Annotated in this window: 20 protein-coding genes; 16 read left to right on the plus strand and 4 right to left on the minus strand. The window is 60.9% G+C overall.

The window, feature by feature from the left end; all coding sequences use genetic code 11:
• The first annotated feature begins 4 nt into the window (after window positions 1–4).
• Both OLZ32_RS36765 and OLZ32_RS36770 read left to right on the plus strand, forming a co-directional pair.
• Window positions 5–550: a CGNR zinc finger domain-containing protein gene (locus tag OLZ32_RS36765; RefSeq protein ID WP_264425276.1), complete on the plus strand. Its 546-nt coding sequence runs from the start codon at window positions 5–7 to the stop codon at window positions 548–550.
• 140 nt (window positions 551–690) lie between these two features.
• The gene (locus OLZ32_RS36770) at window positions 691–1,152 is read left to right on the plus strand and encodes a hypothetical protein (RefSeq protein ID WP_052635696.1); all 462 of its coding nucleotides are present in this window, start codon (window positions 691–693) and stop codon (window positions 1,150–1,152) included.
• Window positions 1,153–1,236: 84 nt separating this feature from the next.
• Here the strand turns inward: OLZ32_RS36770 and ndk are convergent, their stop codons facing one another.
• On the minus strand, window positions 1,237–1,659 hold the full coding sequence (gene ndk, locus OLZ32_RS36775; RefSeq protein WP_003547097.1) for a nucleoside-diphosphate kinase: 423 nt from the start codon (window positions 1,657–1,659) through the stop codon (window positions 1,237–1,239).
• Window positions 1,660–1,740: 81 nt separating this feature from the next.
• Window positions 1,741–2,430, minus strand: a complete 690-nt coding sequence (locus OLZ32_RS36780) for a glutathione S-transferase family protein (protein WP_264425278.1) — start codon at window positions 2,428–2,430, stop codon at window positions 1,741–1,743.
• Between the two features lie 139 nt (window positions 2,431–2,569).
• Between OLZ32_RS36780 and OLZ32_RS36785 the strand changes: the two genes are divergently transcribed.
• From OLZ32_RS36785 to OLZ32_RS36815, 7 genes are all read left to right on the plus strand, one after another.
• Window positions 2,570–3,079, plus strand: coding sequence for a DinB family protein (locus OLZ32_RS36785; RefSeq protein ID WP_003547095.1), 510 nt, complete (start codon window positions 2,570–2,572; stop codon window positions 3,077–3,079).
• A 520-nt stretch (window positions 3,080–3,599) separates the two neighbouring features.
• Window positions 3,600–3,944, plus strand: coding sequence for a hypothetical protein (locus OLZ32_RS36790; protein ID WP_017990937.1), 345 nt, complete (start codon window positions 3,600–3,602; stop codon window positions 3,942–3,944).
• A gap of 342 nt (window positions 3,945–4,286) precedes the next feature.
• The gene (locus OLZ32_RS36795) at window positions 4,287–5,336 is read left to right on the plus strand and encodes a GGDEF domain-containing protein (RefSeq protein WP_264425280.1); all 1,050 of its coding nucleotides are present in this window, start codon (window positions 4,287–4,289) and stop codon (window positions 5,334–5,336) included.
• Between the two features lie 93 nt (window positions 5,337–5,429).
• A complete protein-coding gene (locus OLZ32_RS36800; RefSeq protein WP_264425282.1) occupies window positions 5,430–7,313 on the plus strand; it encodes an ABC-F family ATP-binding cassette domain-containing protein in 1,884 nt (627 codons plus the stop codon).
• A 150-nt stretch (window positions 7,314–7,463) separates the two neighbouring features.
• Window positions 7,464–9,506, plus strand: coding sequence for a prolyl oligopeptidase family serine peptidase (locus OLZ32_RS36805; protein WP_264425285.1), 2,043 nt, complete (start codon window positions 7,464–7,466; stop codon window positions 9,504–9,506).
• Between the two features lie 98 nt (window positions 9,507–9,604).
• Window positions 9,605–10,531: a Gfo/Idh/MocA family protein gene (locus tag OLZ32_RS36810; RefSeq protein ID WP_264425287.1), complete on the plus strand. Its 927-nt coding sequence runs from the start codon at window positions 9,605–9,607 to the stop codon at window positions 10,529–10,531.
• 72 nt (window positions 10,532–10,603) lie between these two features.
• A complete protein-coding gene (locus tag OLZ32_RS36815; protein ID WP_003547085.1) occupies window positions 10,604–11,107 on the plus strand; it encodes a hypothetical protein in 504 nt (167 codons plus the stop codon).
• A gap of 121 nt (window positions 11,108–11,228) precedes the next feature.
• On the opposite strand, the gene OLZ32_RS36820 is transcribed toward OLZ32_RS36815, so the two are convergent.
• Both OLZ32_RS36820 and OLZ32_RS36825 read right to left on the minus strand, forming a co-directional pair.
• The gene (locus OLZ32_RS36820; protein ID WP_003547083.1) at window positions 11,229–11,678 is read right to left on the minus strand and encodes a DNA polymerase III subunit chi; all 450 of its coding nucleotides are present in this window, start codon (window positions 11,676–11,678) and stop codon (window positions 11,229–11,231) included.
• Window positions 11,678–13,168 (minus strand): leucyl aminopeptidase, encoded by a 1,491-nt coding sequence (locus tag OLZ32_RS36825; protein WP_264425289.1) that lies wholly within the window; start codon window positions 13,166–13,168, stop codon window positions 11,678–11,680. Before OLZ32_RS36825 ends, OLZ32_RS36820 begins: the two co-directional genes overlap by 1 nt.
• Before the next feature lie 145 nt (window positions 13,169–13,313).
• Here OLZ32_RS36825 and OLZ32_RS36830 point away from each other — a divergent pair, with 145 nt between their 5' ends.
• The 7 genes from OLZ32_RS36830 (at window position 13,314) to rsmA (ending at window position 21,772) form a co-directional block, all read left to right on the plus strand.
• Complete coding sequence (locus OLZ32_RS36830; RefSeq protein WP_264425291.1) at window positions 13,314–14,087, plus strand: phosphatase PAP2 family protein; 774 nt, start codon at window positions 13,314–13,316, stop codon at window positions 14,085–14,087.
• A 100-nt stretch (window positions 14,088–14,187) separates the two neighbouring features.
• A complete protein-coding gene (gene lptF, locus OLZ32_RS36835) occupies window positions 14,188–15,369 on the plus strand; it encodes an LPS export ABC transporter permease LptF (RefSeq protein WP_264425293.1) in 1,182 nt (393 codons plus the stop codon).
• Entirely contained in the window at window positions 15,366–16,454 is a 1,089-nt protein-coding gene (gene lptG / locus OLZ32_RS36840) for an LPS export ABC transporter permease LptG (protein WP_003547074.1), read from the plus strand. The genes lptF and lptG overlap by 4 nt, the downstream gene beginning before the upstream one ends.
• Entirely contained in the window at window positions 16,454–18,781 is a 2,328-nt protein-coding gene (locus OLZ32_RS36845; protein ID WP_003547071.1) for an LPS-assembly protein LptD, read from the plus strand. Before lptG ends, OLZ32_RS36845 begins: the two co-directional genes overlap by 1 nt.
• Before the next feature lie 184 nt (window positions 18,782–18,965).
• Window positions 18,966–19,910, plus strand: coding sequence for a SurA N-terminal domain-containing protein (locus tag OLZ32_RS36850; protein ID WP_017990930.1), 945 nt, complete (start codon window positions 18,966–18,968; stop codon window positions 19,908–19,910).
• A gap of 6 nt (window positions 19,911–19,916) precedes the next feature.
• On the plus strand, window positions 19,917–20,945 hold the full coding sequence (gene pdxA / locus OLZ32_RS36855; protein WP_264399879.1) for a 4-hydroxythreonine-4-phosphate dehydrogenase PdxA: 1,029 nt from the start codon (window positions 19,917–19,919) through the stop codon (window positions 20,943–20,945).
• The gene (gene rsmA, locus OLZ32_RS36860) at window positions 20,945–21,772 is read left to right on the plus strand and encodes a 16S rRNA (adenine(1518)-N(6)/adenine(1519)-N(6))-dimethyltransferase RsmA (RefSeq protein ID WP_017990928.1); all 828 of its coding nucleotides are present in this window, start codon (window positions 20,945–20,947) and stop codon (window positions 21,770–21,772) included. Before pdxA ends, rsmA begins: the two co-directional genes overlap by 1 nt.
• Window positions 21,773–21,909: the final 137 nt, after the last annotated feature.

Consider the following 21,909-nt stretch of genomic DNA (forward strand, 5'->3'; position numbering starts at 1 on the left):
CATCATGAGTTTTTCCTGGACCCCTCACCGCTTTGCCGGCGGCGCACTGGCGCTCGATGTCGTCAACAGCGTCGTTCTGCGCCACGATGCAACGCGGCGGATCGACCGCTTCGCCGTTGGAGATCAGATGCGGAGCTTTCCGCGCGCCGCAGCCGAATTCTGCGCCGAGCGGGCCCTCTTCGGCGACATCGCACCGGTGGCGGCGGAAAACGAAGCGGATTTCATCGCGCTGCGGGAAGCGATCGACCTCTATTTCCGCAAGCGTATACTGAATGGCGGCGACGACCAATTGCTGGCCAGGCTGCTGGAAGCGCTGGCGAAGGCGTTGCGCGACGCAAGCCTCGGCAGCCTGGCCGCGGCAACCGCCCATTCGACACTGCGGCTGATCGCCATGCCCGATCCGGAGCGCATGAAGATCTGCGGCAATTGCGGCTGGCTGTTCATCGACCGCAGCAAGAACAGAAGCCGGGCCTGGTGCGACATGGCGGTCTGCGGCAACCGCGCCAAGGCGAACCGTCACTATCGCCGCAAGAAGGAGGAGACGCCATGAGAAAGCATTGGATCCTGATGGTGCTAGAGCATTTCCGTTTCTCTGCGAGGCACGGAAATGCTCTATCTTTTTGTCTTTCCGCAATTCCGGACGCAAAACCGCTGCACACTTTTGCTGGAATTGCTCTGGCAGCCGGGCTGATGCTGTCAGCCTGCCAGCGCCAGGCTGAAAACCTGGTCGAGGTCACCGGCCATCTCTTCGTCTTCAACTATCGGGTGGCGAGCGCCACCTATCTGCTGACGCTGAAGAAGACGGGGCCCATCCCCGACGGTTCTGTCATCATCGCCGAATTCGAAAATCCTGAAGGCGGTGATCCGCTGGTGCTGAACCAGAAGATCTATCCAATCGACGACAAGATCGCGCTGCAGAGCGAAAACCTGCACTGCGTGCGCAAGGACCGTCCCTATTCCGTGAGTGTCCGGCTGGTCGACAAGGACGGCAAGGTGCTCCAGGAATTGAAGACGCAGTTCCGATCCGACCTCGACCAGACCGTCCTGCCGAGCAAGCCGCTCGTCGTCGGCGCGCTTTATGACAAGAACCCGGAGGTCTTCAAGCCTGACGGCAGCGTCGATTTCTCGAATACCGACAAATGCCCGGCATAGAGAAATGCATGGAAAAAGCCGGAGCGAGGCCCCGGCTTTCGAGAGTCAATTCAAGGTATTGCCGGCGAATGCCGAAGCGTGGCCTCAGCCGACGATTTCGGTATCGGAAAACCAGTACTTGATTTCCTGGGCAGCCGTTTCAGGAGCATCCGAGCCGTGAACGGAATTTTCGCCGATCGACAGAGCGTGAACCTTGCGGATCGTGCCTTCGTCAGCGTTTGCCGGGTTGGTGGCGCCCATGATCTCGCGGTTCTTGAGGATCGCGCCTTCGCCTTCCAACACCTGGACGATGGTCGGGCCGGAGGTCATGCCTTCGACCAGTTCGCCGAAGAAGGGACGATCCTTGTGAACGGCGTAGAAGCCTTCGGCTTCGCGACGGCTCATCCAGACGCGCTTGGAAGCGACGACGCGCAGGCCGGCATCTTCGAGCATCTTGGTGATGGCGCCCGTCAGGTTGCGCTTGGTTGCGTCCGGCTTGATCATCGAGAAGGTGCGTTCAATCGCCATAGTCAAATCCTCTGTTTTCTCGGGAAAAGTGGGCGGTCTTTACCCGCCCCAACGCCCGAAAACAAGAGGTAGGCGGCAATTTCACGCCGCTGTCACAGTCCTGCCGCGGCTTTGGTGGAGATCGAGGCAGCGTTCGAACCAGGCCATGACGGGATCATCGGCGGCCAGCATGGCCAGACCGGCGGAGACACGCAGCCATTGCAGCGCGCCGAAGACGATATAGTCGGCAAAGAGCGGTGTCTGCCCGCCGATGAAGGGTTGGAATTTCAGCATGTGCCGGAGCGGCTCCAGCTTGGCGCCGAAGGCGGCCTTCTCCACCTCGCTGTCGGCGGCAACCACTTCCAACGGCTTGCCGAGCCGAGCCTCCCGGCTTTCGCGGAAATAGGCCTTGTCTGCCTCGTCGAGGTTCGCATGGATGTCGAGAAGGGCGATGCGCATGATCGCCGGATGGATGATCATCTGCGAATAACCTTCCACCATTCGCGACAGCGCCTTGCCGCCCTCGCCATTGAACAGCGACGGTCGCTCGGGATAGGCTTCCTCCAGATAGAGGGCGATATCGAAACTGTCAGGGATCAGCCGGCCGTTGTCGTCGAGAACGGGCACGATCGACGAGACACCGCCGCCGATCGCGCGGATGCGGGCATAGGTCGTCGGAATCTCCTCGAAATCGAGCCCCTTATGCGCCAGCGCCATCACCGCTTTCCAGCAATGCGGTGAAAAGAAGCGCCGCTCGTCGGCGCCGCAGCGGGAATAGAGGGCTCTGGTCATAACAGTCCTTTCGAGATCGCAGCTCCATCCATTCCACGACAGAAAGCGCCTGCAATCAAATCAGGAAATTTCATGGCGTCATCACTCGGCTTTCTAAGGAAAAGGGCTAGACTGCCGATACGACATGGGAGGGGACAGGATGCTCAGACATTACAGGATGTTCGCCGCCTATAATCGCTGGGCCAACACGCAAGTTTATGCGGCTGCGGCCGAACTCAGCGATGCAGAGTTCCGCAATGATTGCGGCGCCTTCTTCGGCTCGCTGCATCGCACGCTCAATCATCTGCTCGTCGCCGACCGGATATGGATGAAGCGCTTCACCGGCACCGGCGAAGCGCCGACGACACTCGATGCCGTGCTCTTCGAAGATCGGGATGCGCTTGCCGCCGCCCGCAAAGCCGAGGACGAGCGGATCATTGCCTGGACGGGCATGCTGGACGAGGCGGCGCTTGCCGCCAACTTCACCTATGTAACGGTGGTGCAGCCGGCCGAGATCACCCAGCCTCTGTCGTCAGCGCTCGCGCATTTCTTCAACCACCAGACCCATCATCGCGGCCAGTGCCACATGACGCTGACGGCGCTCGGCAAGCCGAGCCTCACGCTTGATCTCATCTACTTCCTGCGCAACGAGGGCCGCGAATGGATGTGAGGCCCAATTGAGAAGTTTTATGCTGATTATCTATTGATAATAAAAAGCTTTCTGCAGTTGTTCTTTATATGAGTGATTATGAACAAGCCGTGCGGGTTAGTGCCCAACTCCGCGCACAATACAGCAGGCCCGAAGTCGATGACCTTGATATCGCCCCTCCGACATTATGCACAACGGAGAAGCAAATTTGGCGCGACAGCGAGCGGGGGAACCTTGTCACGTTTCGAAGCCGATATTGCAAATTTCGGGCGGAGACATCGCAATACCTTATCCACCGGTCGATCGTCAGTTCGACGAAGAGCGGCTTGTAATAGGCTCAATCTGATGACAAAGCGCGATGAGAACGAGAAGCCTGCCGAGAAAAAGCAGGAAATCGAATATTATCTTGAGTTTAGGGGTGGCAGAGAGATCAAGGCATTCATAGATTTCTGTAAAATTATGAAGTCGCTTTTCTCACGAAAAGACTGAACGCGAAGGCGATCTAAAGCAGCTACCCTCTCTGTCCCTGGAGCAATTGCCTGTGAAAAAGTTACCGGGAGAAGTATACTTTTTTGTTGTTAGCTGGCTGGCGATCGCGCCAGCTGTTGGTGTGTATTTCGCCGCAAGCATTATATACGTGAAAGTGAAGCATATTGATCCTTCCCAGATCGGCGACTTCGCTTTCTTATGGCCGGTTATGGTAATTTCATTCTTGACTCTTTTTCTTGTGATGCAGTTGGCTGCATATTCTAAATTTAGAACCGGATTTTTTTCGGCATGGCTCGAGATGGTTTTTGGGGAAATGACGGCCGAGGGACTCTACGAGCGGGGACGGCAAGCCCGACTGGACAAACAAGAGTTTCGCAAAAGCGACGAAAAGAGGTAGCCCAGAACTTCAGTTCTGCGACGGAGGTGCCATTTGAACTTGCGCCGCTATTGTCGAATCTCTCGCCGCGCAATCCACCCAAAGCCCTGCGTTTAAAGGCTTTCACCGCTATTTCCCGGGCAATTCCCAGATATTCCGGGTTAGTGCCATGTAATGTTGCGGGTTACACCTGCGCAGCGAGGGCCGCGAATGGATGTGATGCCTTCGCCATCAAGGCCGCGTTAACCGCCTTTGCCGGTTCTGCCGCCAATCCAGAGCTTCCCCGTCGAAAATTCAGCCTCTCTTAAACGCTTGCGGGCATAGCGTGATGTGAGAGATGAGGCCGGGCCGCGAGGGATCGTCATGCAGAATGCAAGCGCAAACGCACTGGTGCCGCGCGAGGCTGTGCGCTCGGCGCCAATGGCGGATATTCAGAAGATCGCCCAGCACATGGCGCGCCTGAACGTCGTGGCACTGCCGCGCAATTACGAACTCTTTCACGAGGCAATCATCGGGCTCAATGCCGGGCTTGCGCAGGATATCGCGGCACTCGGGTCCCAGCCGCAGCAGCCGATGCTCGACGAACTCGGCCTGAAATACCGCCTCGTCGGCCATTGCGGGCTGGCAGGCGAGACATCACGAAACGAGGCGAGCCGGATACTGCGCGACGTGGCGGAAAGGCTTGCCGAGGGGCTGAAGCACAGGAACGCCTTTGCGCGCGCCTGCGGCACGATCCTGAAATCCGTGTCCGGCCATGACGACCAGAGCCTTGCCGCTTTCCTCAGCGAGGTCGACTACCTCACTGCCTCGCTTTCGACCGTTCTTGCAGCCGAGATGGACATCGGCGCGAAGCTGCAGGACGATATCAAGACGCTGGAAACGCTGGAGCGCGGGATTTCGGCGATGCAGTCGGCCGCGATCGCCGACAGGATCACCGGACTTCCGAACCGCATCGCGCTGAACCTGACGATCGCCGACCTCTACGAGCGCGAAGAAGGTGCCGCCGGCAGTGCATTGATCATGGTCGATATCGACAAATTCACCGATCTCAACGACAGATACGGCACGCAGGCCGGCAACAAGCTCCTGAAGAAGCTCGCCGGCCTCCTCCAGAAGTCGATCAAGAAAAACGATTTCGTCGCCCGCACCGAAGCGGACGAATTCGCCCTGTTGTTTTCCAATGTCGGCATGCAGGATGCGATTGCTATTGCCGAACGCCTGCGCGCCTCCGTCGAGGACAATCTGGTCTTCGCGACATCCGACAAGGCCGATCCCGGCAGGCTCACCATCTCGATCGGCGTGGCGCTCAGCACCGATGCGGCAACACCGGGACAATTGCAGGCCAATGCCCGCGTGGCGCTTCTCGCCGCGCAGTCGAACCCCCGACTGCCGGTGCAGGCTTTCGGCCGCTGAGGCGGCGGACAAGCAGGCTTGCGCGCACAAGCAAGCTTGGCGCGGGGATAAGCGCTCTTGCCTTGGCGAGCGCTTTCGGCCAAAACGCCGGCCATGATCACGCTCACCGATATTTCCGCCCGCATCGCCGGGCGCCTGCTTCTCGACAATGCCAGCGTTTCGCTGCCTTCAGGCACGAAGGCGGGGCTCGTCGGGCGCAACGGCGCCGGCAAGTCCACGCTTTTTCGCGTCATCACCGGCGATCTCGGCTCGGAGAGCGGAACGGTGTCGATCCCGAAGGCTGCACGCATCGGCCAGGTGGCGCAGGAAGCGCCGGCGACCGAAGATGCGCTGATCGAGATCGTGCTTGCCGCGGACAAGGAACGCACGGCCCTCGTTGCCGAGGCGGAAACGGCGACCGATCCGCATCGCATCGCCGAAATCCAGATGCGCCTCGTCGATATCGACGCGCATTCGGCCGAAGCGCGCGCGGCGAGCATTCTTGCCGGCCTCGGCTTCGACAAGGACGCGCAGGCCCGCCCCGCCTCCTCCTTCTCCGGCGGCTGGCGCATGCGCGTCGCCCTTGCCGCCGTGCTGTTTTCCGAGCCGGACCTGCTTCTGCTCGACGAGCCGACCAACTATCTCGACCTCGAAGGCACGCTGTGGCTGGAAGATTATGTCAGGCGCTATCCGCATACCGTCATCATCATCAGCCATGATCGCGATCTGTTGAACAACGCGGTCAATGCGATCGTCCATCTCGACCAGAAGAAGCTCACCTTCTATCGCGGCGGTTACGACCAGTTCGAGCGGCAGAAGGCGGAAGCCGACGAATTGCAGACCAAGGCCAAGGCCAAGAACGACGCGGCGCGCAAACATCTGCAGGGTTTCATCGACCGCTTCAAGGCCAAGGCTTCCAAGGCCAGGCAGGCACAATCGCGCGTCAAGGCGCTGGAACGCATGGGAACGGTTGCCGCGGTGATCGAGGACCACGTACAGCCGATCACTTTTCCTGAGCCGGAAAAGCAGCCGGCTTCGCCGATCGTCGCGATCCAGAGCGGCGCCGTCGGCTACGAGCCCGGCAATCCGATCCTGAAGAACCTCAATCTGCGCATCGACAATGACGACCGCATCGCCCTGCTCGGCTCGAACGGCAACGGCAAATCGACCTTCGCTAAATTCATCTCCGGCCGTCTCGCGCCGGAGAGCGGCGAAGTGAAGATCGCGCCGAGCCTGAAGATCGGCTTCTTCGCGCAGCATCAGCTCGACGACCTCATCCCCGAACAATCGCCGGTGGAGCATGTGCGTCGCCTGATGCCGGGTGCGCCGGAAGCCAAGGTGCGCGCCCGCGTCGCCCAGATGGGGCTTGCGACCGAGAAGATGGCGACGGCCGCCAAGGATCTCTCCGGCGGCGAAAAAGCCCGCCTGCTGATGGGGCTGGCCGCCTTCAATGCGCCCAATCTGCTGATCCTCGACGAGCCGACCAACCACCTCGACATCGACAGCCGCCGCGCGCTGATCGAGGCGCTGAACGACTACGAAGGCGCCGTCATCCTGATCTCGCATGATCGTCACCTGATCGAGGCGACGGTCGATCGGCTTTGGCTGGTCAATGGCGGTACGGTGACGACATTCGAAGGCGATATGGACGAGTACCGCGACCTCATCGTCACCTCAGGTAAAAAAAAAGAAGAAAAGCCGCAGCTAATTGAAGACGCGACGTCGAAGGCCGACCAGCGCAAGCTCAATGCCGAACGTCGCGCCTCGCTGACGCCGCTCAGGAAAAAGATCAACGAAATCGAATCCTTGACGGCGAAGCTGGAGAAACAGATTCAGGCGCTTGACGCGGAACTTGCGGATCCGGCCCTTTACGAGAAGACGCCAGCCAAGGCCGCAGAGAAGGCAAAGCAACGCGGCGAAGCTGCGGCAAAACTCGCTGCCGCCGAGGAAGACTGGCTGACGTTGTCAGCCGAATACGAAGAAGCGATGGCGGGATAGCCACAGGGTGACGCTGAAATTCAAGAAGACCGAGGTGCCCAACACCGTCGTCGCCTCGGCCGATTTCGTGACGATCTGCTAAGGCGGGTTGCCAAGTCGGGACCGGCTGCCTAGATCTGTCCGACGTCAACGGAAGCCGGCAGGTCGGATATGAACCTTCATCTCGAAACGGACGACGATCCGCGCACCCGTCAGTTCATCGACGAGCACAACCGGGTTTCCGACGCGGCTCTGAGAACACCTGAATTCGAGAGGGATCGCGACGCGATCAAGGCGCTGATCGAGCGGCAGGACAGGCTGATCGTTCCGATGCGCCGAGGCGAGTGGCTGTTCGATTTCCGCCAGAGCAAGGACAATCCTCTCGGCATCTGGCTCCGCCTGCCGGCAGACCAGGAGCCGCTGCCGGACGCCGGCTGGGAGCCGGTCTTCGATCTCGACGCCTTCTGCGTCAGGGAAGGCAAGCGCTGGAATTGGCGCGGCGCCGTCACCTGCCCGTGGGAGCCGACGCGGGTGCTGCTCACGCTTTCGGACGGCGGCTCCGACCTTCTCCGGCTGCTCGAATTCGACGCCGAGCGGAAACAGGCCGTCGAAGGCGGCTTCGATACACCGGCCGCACGATCGCATGCCACCTGGCTGAGCCGTGACGAAATCTGCTATTTCGGTTCCATCGACAGGTTTTCGGCGACCCGCTCGGGATGGCCGCGCGTCGGACGGCGCTTGAAGCGCGGGCAGCGACCGGAAGATGCCGCCGTCATGTTCGAAGCAGCAGACGAGGACGTCTACGGCTTCAATCTCGTCATCGACCCTGCCCTATCGGGCGCTTCGGCGGATCGCGGACTGATCGATATTTTCGTCGCCGCCCACGAGATCGGCGTCGCGAGCGCTTTCCTGATCGCCAACGACGGCACACAGCGGCGCATCGATCTGCCTAAGGAAGCCGATTTCCAGTTCAATCATCATCATTGCCTTTGGCGGGCAAAGACCGATGAACGCGTTGCGACCGGCAGCCTCGTGCTGCAACGCTTCGATCCCGCCTCGGAGACGGCCCTGCTCGGGCCGGAGCGGATCCTGTTTCAGCCTGGCGAGGGCCAGTCCATCGCGCAGATGATGCTGATGCATGAGTGGTGCGTCTTCATCATCTCCGATCGGCTGCGTCCGCGTCTCATGGTGCTGGACCTGACAAGGCCCGATGCCGAACAGCGCGAGATCGCATTGCCGGCGGATATGCAGACGGCTCACTTCAGGCCACTCCATGCGGATCTGCATCTTGGCGACGATACGCTCCACATCGTCGGCCAGGGCTTCCTGCAGCCGCCCGTCTGTTATCGCCTCGAGCTGTCGGATCGCAGCAAGCAGGCCGAACCGGTTTTCGTCGCCGCGGCGCCGAGCTATTTCGATGCGACCGATATGTCATCCGAACTGCTGGAGGCTGTTTCCGAGGACGGAACGAGGGTTACCTACCGGTTGGTCCTGCCGAAGCAATGGACCAAGGGCGCGCTGCCGGTGCTGCTTTATGGCTATGGCGGCTTCGATGTCCCGTTGTCGCCAAGCTATTCCGGCGTGACAGGACGCTGGCTGGAACAAGGCGGCGCCTATGTGCAGGCCTATATTCGCGGCGGCGGCGAATTCGGGCCCGACTGGTATCGCAGCGCCAAGCGGCAGGGGCGAGACCGGGCCTTTGCCGATTTCGTCGCCATCGCGCGCGATCTCGTCGCCCGCGGCTATACAGTACCGTCGCGGATTGCTTGCCAGGGCGGCAGCAATGGCGGTCTGCTGACCGGCGTGATGCTGACCCGCTATCCCGACGATTTCGGCGCCGTCTGGTGCCAGGTGCCGGTCCTCGACATGACACGCTTCCACCTGTTTACCGCAGGGCAAGCCTGGATGGACGAATATGGCGATCCGGAGACGCCGGTGGACCGCGACTTCATGCTCGGTTACTCGCCGCTTCACAACGTCGGACCAGCGACCAAGGTCAGCTATCCGCCGATCTACATCGAAAGCTCCGCCAACGACGACCGCGTGCACCCCTCGCATGCGCGCCGCTTTGCCGCGCGGCTGGAGGAAGAAGGACATCGGCCGCTCTTCCATGAATTCGGCTCCGGCGGGCATGGCGGCGACGGCAGTTCCGAAGAACGCGCCGCCCGCGCGGCGATGGGTTACAGCTTCCTTCGCCAAACCATCATGCGCTAGGATGCGATAGAATGGAGGAGGAGAGCTTGTCGGCACGCCTCTTTCTGATACAAACGTGTCAATAATCATACTTTTCATACAGGCTCGAGCGAAACACCATGTCTCCTATCAATCTCGCCATCGTCGGCGTCGGTAAGATCGTCCGCGACCAGCACCTTCCCTCCGTCGCCAAGAACCCGGATTTCGAACTCGTCGCCACGGCAAGCCGCCACGGCACGGTCGAAGGCGTCAAGAGTTATACGACGATCGAAGCGATGCTCGACGCCGAGCCCTCGATCGATGCTGTTTCGCTCTGCATGCCGCCGCAATATCGCTACGAGGCGGCCTATAAGGCGCTCGTCGCCGGCAAGCACGTCTTCCTGGAAAAGCCGCCCGGCGCGACGCTCAGCGAAGTGGCCGACCTCGAAGCGCTGGCAAACAAGCAGGGGGCGTCGCTCTTTGCCAGCTGGCATTCGCGCTATGCGCCGGGCGTCGAGGCCGCCAAGGCGTTTCTTGTCTCGACGACGATTAAAAGCGTGCATGTGATCTGGAAGGAGGATGTCCGCCATTGGCATCCGAACCAGGAATGGATCTGGCAGGCCGGCGGCCTCGGCGTTTTCGATCCCGGCATCAACGCGCTGTCGATCGTCACCCATATCCTGCCGCAGCCGATCTTCATCACCGAGGCCGTGCTCGAATTTCCCGAGAATCGCGATGCGCCAATCGCGGCCGACATTCGCTTCCGCAATGCGGACGGCCTGCCGGTTCACGCCGAATTCGACTGGCGCCAGACCGGCAAGCAGAGCTGGGACATCGTCGCGGAGACGGCAGCCGGCCAGATGGTGCTCGCCGAGGGCGGCGCCAAGCTTTTGATCGACGGCACGTTGAGATTCGCCGAGCCGGAGCAGGAATATCCCTCGCTCTACCGTCGATTCGCCGAAATCATCAAGGCCGGCAAATCGGACGTCGATCTCGCGCCGTTGCGCCACGTCGCCGATGCCTTCATGCTCGGCAAGCGGAAATTCGTCGACGCCTTCCACGACTGAGCGTCGCAATAACGTCATAGAAACCGGCAAGATTTGCCGGGCTATGGCAATCGTGTTCGGGGGCAGCCGCTCATGAGCAAAAAAATTGGCCGCAGGGGCCGATTTTCCCGCGTGTTGAAAATTGGCATCCTCGTAGTGCCGCTTCTCGGCCTTGCGGCATGTTCGGGCGAAGAGGCCGTCATGCCGCCTGATCCACCGGGCATTTCCCGATCCGAGGAGTATTCCTTCGGATCGGCGACCCAGGCCCAGGATTGGCAGGCCACCCGCAAGGTGCTGGGCCAACTGGAAGGGCGGTTCGGAGAGAAGTCCATGCGTATCCTGGCGCGCAATCTTGCCAGCACCACCGACCCGCAGACCATCAAGGTCTATTATGCCGAACGGCTTGTCCATCAAGCCGGCTGGGCGGAAATGCCGGTCAGCACCTTTGCCGACAAGGCGTGGGCATTCGCTTTGGTCAGTCCGAATGGAAAGCATGTTTTGGCAGTCGAGGCGCTCGACGCGTCGGAAAGTGCTGGCGGGATCGTACCCCTCAATATCCTGACGAACCTCGACGAGGATAAAGGTTCGAAACGGTAGCGGAGTTCGCTGGCCGGGAGAGCGAAGTTGGGCGGCTTCATGCCGCAATTCAAAGTGTTGCAGCGTCCTTTGCGGCTCTCGAAAAGGCGCGCGGCGCTGTAGCGTCGTCGTGGCGAAACGCTCAGGCCTTCTTCTCCCACCGCCCTTCCGGTGTCTGCTGCCAATAGGTGAGGTTGTGCCCCTCGCCTTTCAGCTTCTTCCACTGCGCACGGGCGGTGTCCAGTTGCTCCTGGTCGTGACCGTCGAACATGAAGACGATGCGCTCATAGGCATCGGCCGGCGGCGGCTCGGCGCCGTCGACGATGAAACGCACGGTCGCCGCATTGGCATTGTCCGGCGTCACGGTCAAAAGCACCGGCTGGTTTTCGGCGAAATCCGCCTCGTCGGTGCCGTGCGGCAGGAAGCTCTCCTCGCGGAAAGTCCAAAGATGCTGATCGAGAGCATCACGCCGCGCCGGCTCGCGCGTCTGGACGGCAACGCGCCAGCCGCGCTCGACGCTTTTGTCGATGAGCGGCGGAAGCGCGTCCTCCAGCCTGGATTCGGTCAGATGATAGAAGAGAACGTCCGTCATCAGGATTCATAATGGGCGCGAACGAGTTCGTCGAGCAGGCGCACGCCGAAGCCGGACCCCCAGGATTGATTGATCTCGTCCTGCGGCGAGCCCATCGCCGTGCCGGCAATATCGAGATGCGCCCAAGGCGTGTCCTGCACGAAGCGCTTGAGGAAGTGCGCGGCCGTGATCGAGCCGGCCTGTCGGCCACCGGTGTTCTTCATATCGGCGAACTTGCTGTCGATCAGTTTGTCGTAATCCCTGCCGAGCGGCATGCGCCAGAGTTTTTCGTTGCTCGAAAGACCGGCTGCCGTCAGTTGGGCGGAAAGCTGGTCGTCATTGGAGAACAGGCCGGCATGCACACTGCCGAGCGCCACGATGATCGCCCCGGTCAGCGTGGCAAGATTGATCATGAACTGCGGCTTGAAGCGGTCGTTGCAGTACCAGAGCGCATCGCAGAGCACGAGGCGGCCTTCGGCATCGGTGTTGATAACCTCGATCGTCTGGCCGGACATCGAGGTGACGATATCACCAGGACGCTGGGCGTTACCGTCAGGCATGTTCTCGACCAGGCCGATGATGCCGACCGCGTTGACGGCAGCCTTTCGGGAGGCGAGCACATGCATGAGGCCGGTGACGGCTGCCGCACCGCCCATATCGCCCTTCATGTCCTCCATGCCGGCGGCCGGCTTGATCGATATGCCGCCGGTATCGAAGACGACACCCTTGCCGATGAAGGCGACGGGGCGATCCTTGCCCTTGCCGCCCTTCCACTGCATGACCGCCAGGCGCGGCGGGCGCACGGAGCCCTGGGCGACGCCGAGAAGGGCGCCCATGCCGAGGCGGCGCATTTCGCGCTCCGTCAGGATTTCCACTTCGACGCCGAGCTTTTCCAGTTCCTTCGCCTTGGCGGCGAACTCCACAGGACCGAGCACGTTCGGCGGTTCGTTGACGAGGTCACGGGCAAGATTGACGCCGCCGGCGATCGCTTCGGAATCGGAAAACGCCTTCTTGGCACCACCCGGATCGGCGGTGACGATCGTCACCTTGACTGATTTCGCCGGTTTTTCTTCCTCGTCGCCTTTCTTCGTCTTGTAGGTATCGAAGCTATAGGCGCGCAGCAGCATGCCGAGCGCGAAATCGGCAGCAGCCCGCGCGCTCGTCGTAAGCCCAGGCACGTCGATGAAGACAGCGGCCTTATCGGTATTCTTGATTCTCGATGCTGCGGCACCGCCGGCCTTCAACCAATCATGGGCGGTGAGTTCGGCGGCCTTGCCAAGCCCGATGACGACGATGCGGTCGACGGGCGCGCCTTCGGGCACAACAATATCGAGGCCGTTCATGGATTTTGCGGAGAATCGGGCGATCCTGGCAGCCTTGGCGATCACGCCTGCCGGGTCGACCGTTTCGGCGCCGGCAGCGCTGTCGGCCTCCGCGGTCTTCAACAGGATCGCCAGGCCGCCATTGAGCTTTGCCGACTTCGAGAATGAAATTTCCAACTTTACTGACATGTCTTCTCCGCTGGGGATTCTTTGAAATCCGTCCCTCGCGGATAATTTCGCGTTTGGCGGGTCTGTCAATGGCTTGCGACAATTGTTATGGTCGCCCGCGGCCATCACGGCCCTCATGTTTTCGTCAGTTTCGTAGATATTCGCGTTGACAGTTTTTTCGAAAAATCGATGGCGGGGCCTGGCAATCCGCCTGCCGAAAACGACTTTCGGTGCATTCATGCTGCTGTTTTGGGTGTGGTGGGCGCTGCTCGCCGTCTTCCGCGCCTTTCCCGGAATAGACATCTATTTTTCCCAGTTTTTTTTCCTGGGCGCAGATTGCGACGCGACTGCTGCTGCCGGGAGCATCTGCGGCGGCTTTCCCTATCGCGATGTCGCGGCGTTCGACCTGCTGCGCACCCTCTTCTTCCGCCTGCCCTATGTGGTGGCGATCGTGATGGCGTGGAAACTCGTCGAATGCTACCAGCAGCATGGCGCGACCTTCAACGCCCAGCGCGCACAAAAGCTCAAAGTCGCGCTCGGAACGCTGCTGATCGGGCCAGTGCTGATCGTCAATGTCGTCCTGAAGGAACATTGGGGCCGGCCGCGGCCAATACAGACGGACATTTTCGGCGGTGCTCTGCATTTCGTCGAGGCAGGTTCGCTTGCCGGAAAATGCGTTTCGAACTGCTCGTTCGTCTCCGGCGAGGCAGCGAGTGCCGGCTGGCTCCTCTGCCTTCTGCTCTTCGTTCCGAAATCCCTGCGTTATGCGCTGGCGCCGCCCGTTGCGGCGATCTCGATCCTCACCCCGGCGATGCGGCTATCCTTCGGCGCGCACTACCTTTCCGACGTCGTTCTTGGATGGCTTTCGTCGCTTGTCGTCTTCGCCGCATTGCTGGCGTTAACTGAGTCGCAACAGCATCAAAAAAATTCTGAAATTTGAATGAATTTTTGACACCAGCTTGTCGCAAAAGCGCGACAAAGAGCGTAGAGGGATTCTCCTGCAAGGCCGTTTGGGCGTGCAGGTGCTTTCAAGGGCAGGCATGAAACTACTCGAGACATACATATTGCGGCGCGTCGGCCAGATGTTTCTCGTGGCGCTCCTGCCCGTTCTGGCGATCATTTGGACGACTCAGGTTCTGCAGCGCATCAATCTGGTCACCGACAGCGGCCAGTCGATCGGCTCGTTCGCCAAGCTGGCGACGATGATTCTGCCGTCGATCATTCCTGTCGTGCTGCCCTTCGCTCTCGTTATCGCGATCACCCAGACGCTGACGACGATGAACAATGATTCCGAGCTCACCGTCATCGACGCGGCCGGGGCGCGGCGCAGCGTGCTGATCCGCCCGATCCTGCTGCTTGCCGCCGTCATCAGCGTCTTTTCCTTCTTCGTCGACAACGTGGTCGAGCCGCGCGCAAAGACCGTCGTGCGCCAGATGATCGCCGAGACCTATGCTGACCTCCTCTCTTCTGTGATCGAAGAAAAGACCTTCCGCAAGCTCGATGAAGGCCTCTATGTACAGATCTCGCAGCGGATGGCGGGCCGCATGCTGAAGGGCCTTTTCGTCGCCGACGAGCGCGACCCGGCCTACGAACTGATCTATTATGCGAAGGAAGGCGCCGTCGACGACACGGGCACGACGCTGATCATGCATCAAGGCGAAGTGCACCGCAAAACGCCCGACGGCAACGTCTCGGTCATCAATTTCGATTCCTATTCCTTCGATCTCTCGGACATGACGGAGAGTCGCGGTCAGGCGACGCTGCGCGCCAGCGACCGTGACCTGTGGTTCCTGTTCAATCCGGATCCGGCCGACAAGGACTATACGATCCGGCCGCAAAGCTACCGCGCCGAACTGCATCGGCGGCTGACCGACTGGATACTGCCTGTCGTCTTTGCCCTGTTTTCACTGGCGATCGCCGGCGATGCGCGCTCGCACCGCGAAGCGCGGCTGCATCCGATGGTGAGCGCCCTCGCTTATGCCTTCGCGATGCGATGGGCGGCCTTCTACGCGGCCAATCAGATCGATACCGATCCTGAATATATCGCCGTCCTCTACGCCATCCCGATCGTCAGCAGCATCGTCTCTATCGTCTTCCTCGGCCTGCACAAGCGACTGGTCATGCCTTCGTTCATCCGCGACCGGATTTCGTCTTTCTGGAGGGGGATGCAGGAAAGGCTGCTTGCCGCAACCGGCAGGATCGGCGGGGGCACTGCCCAATGATGTTCGGGACATTGTCGCGCTATTTCTTTCGCCGCTATCTGGTGACGACGGGCTGGTTCCTGATCGGCGTCTCGGCGATTTCTTTCCTCCTCGATTTCAGCGAGACGGCGGGCCGCATGTCCGGCCTTCCCGGCTACACGATCGGCGGCGGCGTCCTGATGACCGCCGTGCGCCTGCCGCTCATCCTGCAGCAGACTGTGCCGTTCATCGCGCTGTTCGTCGGCATGACGGTGCTGATCGGCCTCAACCGCAAATATGAACTCGTCGTCACGCGCGCCGCCGGGATTTCGGTCTGGCAGTTCATGTTCCCCTTCATCGCCGGCTCGCTGGCGCTCGGCCTGCTGACGATGGCGGCGCTCAACCCGCTTGCCGCCTGGGGACAGCGCCAGGCGCTGCTGGTCGAGTCCGACTGGCGCGGCGAGAACGCGGTTCTGCGCAAGGCGCCGCAGATTCCGTGGCTGCGCCAGATCAGTGGCCGGGACGATGTCATCATCGGCGCCCAGACAGTCCAGGAGAACGGAACCAAGCTGATCGACGCGGTGCTGATCCATTTCGATTCAAGCGGTCAGGTCATTCTGAGACAGGACGCCGCCACGGCAAAATTGGAAGATGGTTACTGGCAACTTAACACCGTTGTCGAGCGCAAGCCTGGCGAAATCCCCGTGCGTAAAGCTTCGGTTCAACTTCGCACCAATCTGAAACAGGACTTCGTTCAGGAGCGGCTGACAGCGCCGGAAACAATTGGTTTCTTTGACCTTTCCCACCGGATTGCGGCGGCCAAATCCTTCGGCATCTCGACCAAGGCGCTGGAGACGCAATTCAACTCCCTGTTGTCCCAGCCATTGCTGCTGGTGGCCATGACTTTCATAGCCGCAACAGTGTCCCTAAAATTTAGCCGGTTCAACCAATCCCGCTCCGTGATTCTGGGTGGCATCCTTTCGGGCTTCATGCTTTATGTCATCACCGTGCTTGTAAAGGCATTCGGAAGCAGTGGAGTCGTGCCCCCCTTCGTGGCGACGTGGATACCGGTGGTCGTCGCGCTGGCCTTGGGTGCGACTATTCTGCTTCATCAGGAGGACGGCTAGTGGCGGCAGGCGACCGCAAGTATTTTAGTAATCAGTTGGTTGCCCTGCTTGTCGGCGCGACTCTATGTTCCTATTTCGGCAGTGTCCCAGCCTCCTACGGCCAGGCCAACACGTCCGCTCAAGATATCGGGAAGAACATTCCGGAAGGAGCCAAGCTCCTGCTTTCGGCCAATGAATTGGTCTATAACCGTGACGCCGACCTGGTGTCGGCGGTCGGCGGTGTGCAAATCAACTATGGCGGCTACAAGATGGTCGCGCAGAAGGTCGAGTACAATCAGAAGACTGGCCGGATGATGGCGCTTGGCAATGTCGAGTTGGTCAGCCCGGACGGCAACCGTATCTATGCCGACAACCTTGATGTGACCGACAATTTTGCCGACGGGTTCCTGAACTCGTTGCGCATCGAGACCGCCGACAATACCCGCATCGTCGCCGAAAGCGGCGAGCGCGTCGGCGGCACGATGATGATTCTCAACAAGGGCGTCTACACGGCCTGCCTTCCCTGCGCCGAAGATCCGAAGCGCGCCCCCTTCTGGCAGGTCAAGGCCCAGCGGGTGATCCAGAATGGCGAGACGCATACGATCCGTCTGGAGAGAACGCGCTTCGAGCTGCTCGGCCATCCGATCGCCTTCCTGCCGTTCATCGAAGTTCCCGACAATACGGTGAAACGCAAGTCCGGCTTTCTGTTTCCGACGATGAGCCTGTCTCAGAATCTCGGCTTCGGTCTTTCCGTTCCTTATTACTATGTGATCTCGCCGAGCATGGACGCGACGGTCACCGCCACCGGCTACACCGCCCAGGGCTTCCTCATCGAAGGCGAATTTCGTCAACGCTTCGAAAATGGCACGCATATTCTGCGCGTCGCCGGCATCGACCAGGCAAAACCGGGCAACTTCAGCTCCGGCACCAGCGATGCCGAAGCCGAGCAACGTGGCATGGTGGCTTCCAAGGCTGACTTCCGCATCAATCCGCGCTGGACGTTCGGCTGGGACGTCATGACGCAGAGCGACAACAATTTCTCGAAAACGTACAAGCTGCGAGGCCTGACCGGTACGGATCGTACCAACCAGATCTACCTGACAGGGCTCGGGAAACGCAATTATTTCGACATGCGGGCGTTCTATTTCGACGTCCAGGATGCCGATCGGACGAATACCGCCGAAAAGCAGCAGGCGATCGTCTATCCGTCGCTCGACTATCACTATGTGGCGCCGCAGCCGCTTGCCGGCGGCGAGCTTTCGGCGGATGTCAACCTGACGAATATTTCGCGCACACATGACGACTTCTATACCGTCGACGGCTTCGACCGTTTCCGCGGCCTGAAAGGCCAGACTTCGCGTCTGACTGCCGAGCTGCAGTGGAAGCGCACCTACGTCACGCCGACCGGTCTGGTGATCACACCGCTGCTGGCCGCGCGCGGCGATGCCTTCGCGCTGAACATGGATGACCCCACGGGCTACACCGGCAACTACGTCGACGGCAATTCCGCCACCCGCTCGATGTTCACAGCCGGACTGGAGATGCGTTATCCGATCCTGATGACGACTGACAATAGCACCCATATCCTCGAGCCGATCGCACAGATCTATGCCCGCCCCGACGAGCAACTGGCAGGCCGCCTGCCGAACGAGGATGCGCAAAGCTTCGTCTTCGACGCGACCTCGCTGTTCGACCGCGACAAGTTCTCGGGCTACGACCGGGTCGAAGGCGGTACCCGCGCCAATGTCGGCGTTCAGTACACCGGTACATTCGACAGCGGTTACAAGCTGCACGGCATCTTCGGCCAATCCTATCAGATCGCCGGCCAGAACTCGTTCGCGACCGATGACCTCGTCAATGTCGGCGCGGATTCGGGCCTTGAAACCGACCGCTCCGATTATGTCGGCCTTGGCGGCGTCGAAACACCCTACGGCGTTTCCGTCGCAGCCTCCTACCGGCTCGACGAAAAAGATTTCGAATTCCGCCGCGGCGACCTGACGACGGCCTACCAGAACGACACCTTCTCGACGCAGTTGACCTATACTCATCTCAGCGCCCAGCCGGCATATGGCTTCGCCGAGGACAATGACGAGATCCAGACCAACAGCACTGTCAAGTTCAAGGATTACTGGTCGATTTTCGGCGGCATTGCCTGGGATCTGAACAATGATGTGATCAGCCGGCGGACGCTCGGCCTCTCTTATGAGGACGAATGCACGATCTTCACGATCGCCTATACGGACAGCAGAGATTCCGACGACGAGTCGGGAAGCGACTGGACGATCGGCGCACGGTTGACCTTCCGCACGCTCGGCGACATCAAGATCGGTTCCGACACCCTCGAATGACGGGCGATCGGCGCAAACATGGCCTGAAGCCATTCTTTCGCCGCAAGCCTGTGCAGGACATTGCCGCCAGTCGGTATCTGAGGCATAGGGGTTTCGCGCCGTGATGGAAGCGATTTCAGCGTGTCTCGCACTGTGGTAAGAACGCCGCGAACAACGTCTCGCGGCGCTATCGGGAGGTCAACAGATGATTGACGCGAAAAAAGCCATAACCAAGTTCCTCGCCGGGGCAGCGCTTGCATTGCTGACAGGCCTTGCCGCTCCAGCGCTTGCGGCCAGTGAAGTCAAGGCCGTGGTGAACGGCACCGCCATCACCAGCGGCGACGTCGCTAAGCGCCAGGCCTTCCTGCGCCTGCAGCGTACGAAGGCCGATGCCAAGACCGCCGAGGAGCAACTGATCGACGAGGCGCTCAAGCGGCAGGAAGTCGCCCGCGTCCGTATGTCGGTTTCGCAGCAGGACGTCGATGCGTCCTTCGCGCGTTTTTCGAGCGGCAACAAGCTTTCCCCCGAGCAGATGTCGCAGATCCTCGATCGCGCCGGCGTCGGCGTCGATCATTTCAAGGGTTTCATCGCCGTGCAGATGAGCTGGCCGCGTGTCGTCAACGCCCGCTACGGCTCGACCTCGCGGCTGTCGAACTATGATCTCGTCTCGCGCATGATGCAGAACAACAAGCAGAAGCCGGTGACGACGGAATATATGCTGCAGCAGATCATCTTCGTCATTCCGCAAGCCAAGCGCGGCGCCATCACCGGCAAGCGCAAGAGCGAGGCCGAGGCTTCGCGCTCCAAATTTCCGGGCTGCGATCAGGCAAAGGTGTTTGCTGCGACGATGCGCGACGTTTCCGTGCGCGATCTCGGCCGCCTGCTCGCCCCCGAGATCCCGCCGGATTGGAAGCCGCTGGTCGAGCAGGCCAAGGGCAACACGACAGGGACCCGCGTCACCGACAAGGGCGTCGAGTATCTGGCAATCTGCAGCCAGCGGCAGGTCTCCGACGACCAGGCCGCCGAAATGGTCTTCCGCCAGGAAGATCTCGACAAGTCCAAGGCCGGCAAGGATGCCAGCCCGGAAAACGAAAACAGCAAAAAATACCTGGATGAACTGCGCAAAAAGGCGCAGATCGCCTATCGCTGACCGACAATGGCGATACCGTTTTCGCGACCGCTTGCGCTGAGCCAGGGCGACCCCGCCGGCATCGGGCCGGATATTACTCTGATGGCTTGGCTCCGGCGGCGAGAACTCGGGCTGCCGCCTTTCTTCCTGATCGGCGACCCCGACGTTCTGGCGTTGAGAGCCCGCCAGCTCAATCTGGCGGTCTCGATCCGCGAGACCGATGAAGCCAGCAAGGCCGCCGGCATGTTTGCCGATGCGCTGCCCGTCATGACCATAGCGGCCGGTATCGAGGTCGTGGCCGGCGAACCGCATGCGGCAACGGCCAAAGGCACGATCGCGTCGATCGAGAAAGCCGTGTCACTTGTCATTGACGGCGAGGCGCTCGCAGTCGTTACCAATCCGATCGCCAAGGCCGTGCTTTACGAGGCGGGTTTCCGGTTTCCCGGCCATACCGAATTTCTCGCCGATCTCGCCGCCAGGACGACCGGCCGGCCGGTAACACCGGTAATGATGCTGTCGGGACCGAAGCTGCGGGCCATTCCCGTCACCATCCATATTCCGGTCCGCGACGTGCCGCAGGCGCTGACGGGCGAACTGATCACGGAAACCTGCAGGATCGCCCATGAAGATCTGAGGCAGCGCTTCGGCATCGAGGCGCCGCGGCTCGCCGTTGCCGGCCTCAACCCGCATGCGGGCGAAGGCGGGGCGATCGGCACGGAGGACGAGGACGTCATCCGTCCGGCGATCGAGCGCCTGCGCGACGAGGGCATCGATGCGATCGGCCCCCTGCCCGCCGATACGATGTTCCATGACGAGGCGCGGGCGCGATATGACGTCGCCATCTGCATGTATCACGATCAGGCGCTGATCCCGGCCAAGGCACTTGGTTTCGACGACAGCGTCAACGTGACGCTCGGGCTTCCCTTCGTGCGCACCTCGCCGGATCACGGCACAGCTTTCGGCATTGCCGGCAAGGGACTGGCGCGCGAGCACAGCCTCGTTGCGGCGCTGAAGCTCGCCGCCCAGCTCGGCCGCAGCGCGGAAAGCCGCCGCTGATGGCAGCACTCGATGGCCTGCCGCCGCTTCGCGACGTCATCCAGCGTCATGGCCTCGACGCACGCAAGGCGCTCGGGCAGAACTTCCTGCTCGACCTCAACCTCACGCAGAAGATCGCCCGCACGGCGGGCGCGCTCGACGATGCGACCATTTTCGAGGTCGGCCCCGGCCCCGGCGGGCTGACGCGCGCGATCCTGGCGCTCGGCGCCAGGAAAGTTATCGCCATCGAGCGGGATACACGCTGCCTGCCGGCGCTTGCCGAGATCGCCGATCACTATCCCGGCCGGCTGGAGGTGATCGAAGGCGATGCGCTGAAGACGGATTTCGAGACATTGGTGCCGCAAGGCCCGATCAAGATCATTGCCAACCTGCCCTATAATGTCGGCACGCAGTTGCTGGTCAACTGGCTGCTGCCGAAAGCCTGGCCGCCGTACTGGCAGTCGCTGACGCTGATGTTTCAGAAGGAAGTCGGCGAGCGTATCGTCGCCAACGAAGACGACGATCATTACGGCCGTCTCGGCGTGCTCTGCGGCTGGAGGACGGAGGCACGCATGGCCTTCGACGTGCCGCCGCAAGCCTTCACGCCGCCGCCGAAAGTGACGTCGACGGTCGTGCAACTGACCCCCCGCGAAAACCCGATCCCCTGCGCTGTCGGCAATCTGGAAAAGGTGACGCAGGCGGCTTTCGGCCAGCGCCGCAAAATGCTGCGCCAAAGCCTGAAACCGCTCGGCGGCGAGAGCCTGCTCGTCAAGGCCGGGATCGATCCGGCGCGTCGGGCGGAAACCTTGTCCGTCGAGGAATTCTGCCTTCTCGCAAACAGCCTGTAGGGTATTCCAGCAACGTGCGAAGCGGTTTTCCCACAAATTACTCTAGAGCCTTTCCGGGTTAGATTGCAGCATTCTGCCGGAGCAGGTTTTCGTCAGGGCAAAGGCGATTGGCGAAGGGCATACCCCTTGGTACGTCC

Origin of the sequence: Rhizobium acaciae, assembly GCF_025941625.1 — a bacterium.
GTDB classification, from domain to species: Bacteria; Pseudomonadota; Alphaproteobacteria; order Rhizobiales; family Rhizobiaceae; genus Rhizobium; species Rhizobium acaciae.

Excerpts from the sequence above, each read along its gene's own strand:
- OLZ32_RS36765 (WP_264425276.1), top strand. The coding sequence starts at position 5 with ATGAGTTTTTCCTGGACCCCTCACCGCTTTGCCGGCGGCGCACTGGCG.
- OLZ32_RS36770 (WP_052635696.1), top strand. The coding sequence starts at position 691 with ATGCTGTCAGCCTGCCAGCGCCAGGCTGAAAACCTGGTCGAGGTCACC.
- ndk (WP_003547097.1), bottom strand. The coding sequence starts at position 1,659 with ATGGCGATTGAACGCACCTTCTCGATGATCAAGCCGGACGCAACCAAG.
- OLZ32_RS36780 (WP_264425278.1), bottom strand. The coding sequence starts at position 2,430 with ATGACCAGAGCCCTCTATTCCCGCTGCGGCGCCGACGAGCGGCGCTTC.
- OLZ32_RS36785 (WP_003547095.1), top strand. The coding sequence starts at position 2,570 with ATGCTCAGACATTACAGGATGTTCGCCGCCTATAATCGCTGGGCCAAC.
- OLZ32_RS36795 (WP_264425280.1), top strand. The coding sequence starts at position 4,287 with ATGCAGAATGCAAGCGCAAACGCACTGGTGCCGCGCGAGGCTGTGCGC.
- OLZ32_RS36800 (WP_264425282.1), top strand. The coding sequence starts at position 5,430 with ATGATCACGCTCACCGATATTTCCGCCCGCATCGCCGGGCGCCTGCTT.
- OLZ32_RS36805 (WP_264425285.1), top strand. The coding sequence starts at position 7,464 with ATGAACCTTCATCTCGAAACGGACGACGATCCGCGCACCCGTCAGTTC.
- OLZ32_RS36810 (WP_264425287.1), top strand. The coding sequence starts at position 9,605 with ATGTCTCCTATCAATCTCGCCATCGTCGGCGTCGGTAAGATCGTCCGC.
- OLZ32_RS36815 (WP_003547085.1), top strand. The coding sequence starts at position 10,604 with ATGAGCAAAAAAATTGGCCGCAGGGGCCGATTTTCCCGCGTGTTGAAA.
- OLZ32_RS36820 (WP_003547083.1), bottom strand. The coding sequence starts at position 11,678 with ATGACGGACGTTCTCTTCTATCATCTGACCGAATCCAGGCTGGAGGAC.
- OLZ32_RS36825 (WP_264425289.1), bottom strand. The coding sequence starts at position 13,168 with ATGTCAGTAAAGTTGGAAATTTCATTCTCGAAGTCGGCAAAGCTCAAT.
- lptF (WP_264425293.1), top strand. The coding sequence starts at position 14,188 with ATGAAACTACTCGAGACATACATATTGCGGCGCGTCGGCCAGATGTTT.
- lptG (WP_003547074.1), top strand. The coding sequence starts at position 15,366 with ATGATGTTCGGGACATTGTCGCGCTATTTCTTTCGCCGCTATCTGGTG.
- OLZ32_RS36850 (WP_017990930.1), top strand. The coding sequence starts at position 18,966 with ATGATTGACGCGAAAAAAGCCATAACCAAGTTCCTCGCCGGGGCAGCG.
- pdxA (WP_264399879.1), top strand. The coding sequence starts at position 19,917 with ATGGCGATACCGTTTTCGCGACCGCTTGCGCTGAGCCAGGGCGACCCC.
- rsmA (WP_017990928.1), top strand. The coding sequence starts at position 20,945 with ATGGCAGCACTCGATGGCCTGCCGCCGCTTCGCGACGTCATCCAGCGT.